The organism is Pseudomonadota bacterium (assembly GCA_034660915.1).
Classification (GTDB): Bacteria; Desulfobacterota; Anaeroferrophillalia; order Anaeroferrophillales; family Anaeroferrophillaceae; genus DQWO01.
The window spans coordinates 1-2,851 of record JAYEKE010000132.1; the positions used below are offsets into that span (position 1 = coordinate 1).

1 protein-coding gene is annotated in these 2,851 nt (G+C 46.5%); it reads left to right on the forward strand.

Annotated features, from left to right (window positions below):
* Positions 1–155 precede the first annotated feature (155 nt).
* On the forward strand, positions 156–2,582 hold the full coding sequence (locus U9P07_08235) for a PAS domain S-box protein (protein MEA2109389.1): 2,427 nt from the start codon (positions 156–158) through the stop codon (positions 2,580–2,582).
* Positions 2,583–2,851: the final 269 nt, after the last annotated feature.

Here is a 2,851-nt window from a genome sequence, read left to right on the forward strand (position 1 = left end):
TTTTGCGGTGTATACCGACATTGTTTCATAGTCCGTAAACATCTGGGACAGCCCCCGGTGAAGCTGGGGACAGTCCCGAGTTTACTACTTAAGGTGCAATACAATGTGCTGAATAGTTACCATCATTTTTTCTTACAGTAAATAAGGATAATAATTTGGTTTCCCAGGATTGGCAGTATTACCGTTTATTAATTGAAAATGTAGACAGTATCATTTTGCGTCTGGATTCCCGGGGAAAAATCCTCTACCTCAACCCTTTTGGTGAGCGTTTTTTTGGTTATGCGGCGACTGAGATTCTTGGCAAGTCGGTGGTGGGGACCATCGTCCCGCAGAAAGACAGTAGCGGTAAAGATCTGCAGGATATGATTGGTAATCTTGTGCAGCAGCCTGAATTGTATCAAAATAATGAAAATGAAAATATGTGCAAGGATGGCAGACGGATCTGGATATCCTGGACCAATAAGGCGTTTTATGGGGAGCCGGGTGAGCTTCAGGAAATCTTTTGTATCGGTCATGATATTACGGACAAAAAACTAGCCGAAAAAGAGCTGCTGGAATCGAAAGAGGAGCTGGAAAAAAATATTGAGGAAAAGAATATTGAGCTGTTGATTACCAATGAAGTGCTTGAAGCTGAGCGGGAGGAGCTTCTTAGGTTCCAGGTGGAATTAAAGGAGAGTAAAGAGTGGCTGCGCGTTCTAATAGATGGCATTCCTGATATTATTTGTCTGAAAGATGGGGATGGTTGCTGGCAGATTACCAATCAAGCCTGCCGGCAGATTTTTCAGCTTGGCGAAGAAGGATATATAAAAAAATCAAATGTGGAAATGTCTCGTTTGCATGGGGACTTCAGCCAGGTTTTCCTGGAGGGTAAGGAAATGGATGCCCTGGCCTGGGAACAAGGGAAGGTCTATCGACGGGAACAGCTCATTCCCGATGTTTTCGGCAGAAAAATGATCTTTGAAGTGGCTAAAATACCGGTTTTTCATCCAGACGGTTCCCGGAAAGGGTTGGTCAGCATTGGTCATGATATAACCGCGCTTAAACAGGGAGCTAAGGCATTAGAGGAAAGCGAAGAAAAATACCGGACGGTCCTGGAATCCAATCCTGATCCGGTGGTAGTGTATGACCGTGAAGGCCTGGTGGTTTATCTGAACCCCGCCTTTACCCGGGTTTTTGGCTGGACGATGGAAGAGCTTCAGGGCCGCAAGCTGGATCATTTTGTTCCCGAAGAAACCTGGCCGTTGACCAAAATGATGATCGAAAAAGTGCTGGCCGGAGAGAATTTTTCCGGTTATGAAACCAAGAGATTTAACAAGGATGGTCAAGAAATTCCGGTTAGTATCAGTGCGGCAATTTATCATACAAAGGAAGGTGATACCGCCGGCAGTGTTATTAACCTGCGGGATATCAGTGTCCAGAAAGAGCTGGAATCGAAGCTGCAACGGGCGCAGAAGATGGAAGGAATCGGCCTGCTGGCGGCCGGGGTGGCCCATGATCTCAACAATGTGCTCTCGGGTCTGGTGACTTATCCGGAGCTTATTTTACAAAAAGTGGGTCCGGATGATCCTTTACGAAAGTCACTGTTGATCATCCAGAAGTCGGGTGAAAAAGCGGCGGCGATTGTTAACGATCTCTTAACCCTGGCCCGGCGGGGAGCTGACACCAAAGAAGTTGTCAACCTGAACCGGATTATTACTGATTATCTGGAAAGTCCAGAATTTGAAAAGCTGACATCATTATATCCTGATATCAATCTGATGTCCAAGCTGGCACCAGATTTATTGAATATGGTAGGTTCTCATCTTCATCTGATTAAAACGGTCATGAACCTGGTGGTCAATGCCATGGAAGCAATGTCGGCAGCGGGAACCTTGACTATTGAGACCGGGAATTGTTATGTAGATGGAACAGAGAAAAGTTTTGCGGGAGTTGCTGAAGGTGAATATGTTGTTTGTAAAGTGGCGGATACCGGCACCGGTATCCCCGAAGCAGATATTGAAAAAATTTTTGAACCGTTTTATAGTAAGAAGGTTATGGGGCGCAGCGGTACCGGCCTGGGTATGGCAATTATCTGGAATGCTGTCCATGACCATCAAGGACATATTGACGTTCAGAGTGCTGAAGATAAAGGGACGACCTTTTCATTATATTTTCCGGCTACCCGACAACAACTATATAAAAGTGCCGGCATAATCTCTGCTGATGAATATACCGGCAAGGGAGAGCATATCCTGGTAGTTGATGACCTGGCCGATCAACGGCAGATTGCCGCTGAGATGTTGCAGAGCCTGGGGTATAAAATAACCTCGCTGGCCAGTGGTGAAGAAGCCGTTGCATACCTGGAAGATCATGCAGTTGACTTGGTGATCCTGGATATGATCATGGATCCCGGTATCGACGGTCTGGAAACCTACAGACGAATCAGCGCCGGAACTCCCGGGCAGAAGGTTATTATTGCCAGTGGTTATTCCGAGTCGGAACGGGTCCGGGAGGCCCAGCGGCTGGGTGCCGGTGCCTATGTGAAAAAGCCTTATCTGCTGGCGAAAATAGGCCTGGTAGTTCGTCGGACCCTGGATTCATAATAAGGAGAAATTATATCATAAATCATTCGTAACTATTCAGCACATCCTTATGAAATGCACTGCTGTAAGCAAAACCGGGACTGTCCCCGAACTTTTCGGTTTAAAAGGGGACTGTCCCAGGCTTTTGCGGCGCATACCGACGTTGTTTCATAGTCCGTAAACATCTGGGACAGCCCCCGGTGAAGCTGGGGACAGTCCCGAGTTTACTACTTGTTGAGTAACGATGCAATGTGCTGAATAGTTACAATCATTCATACACCTGTCTATAT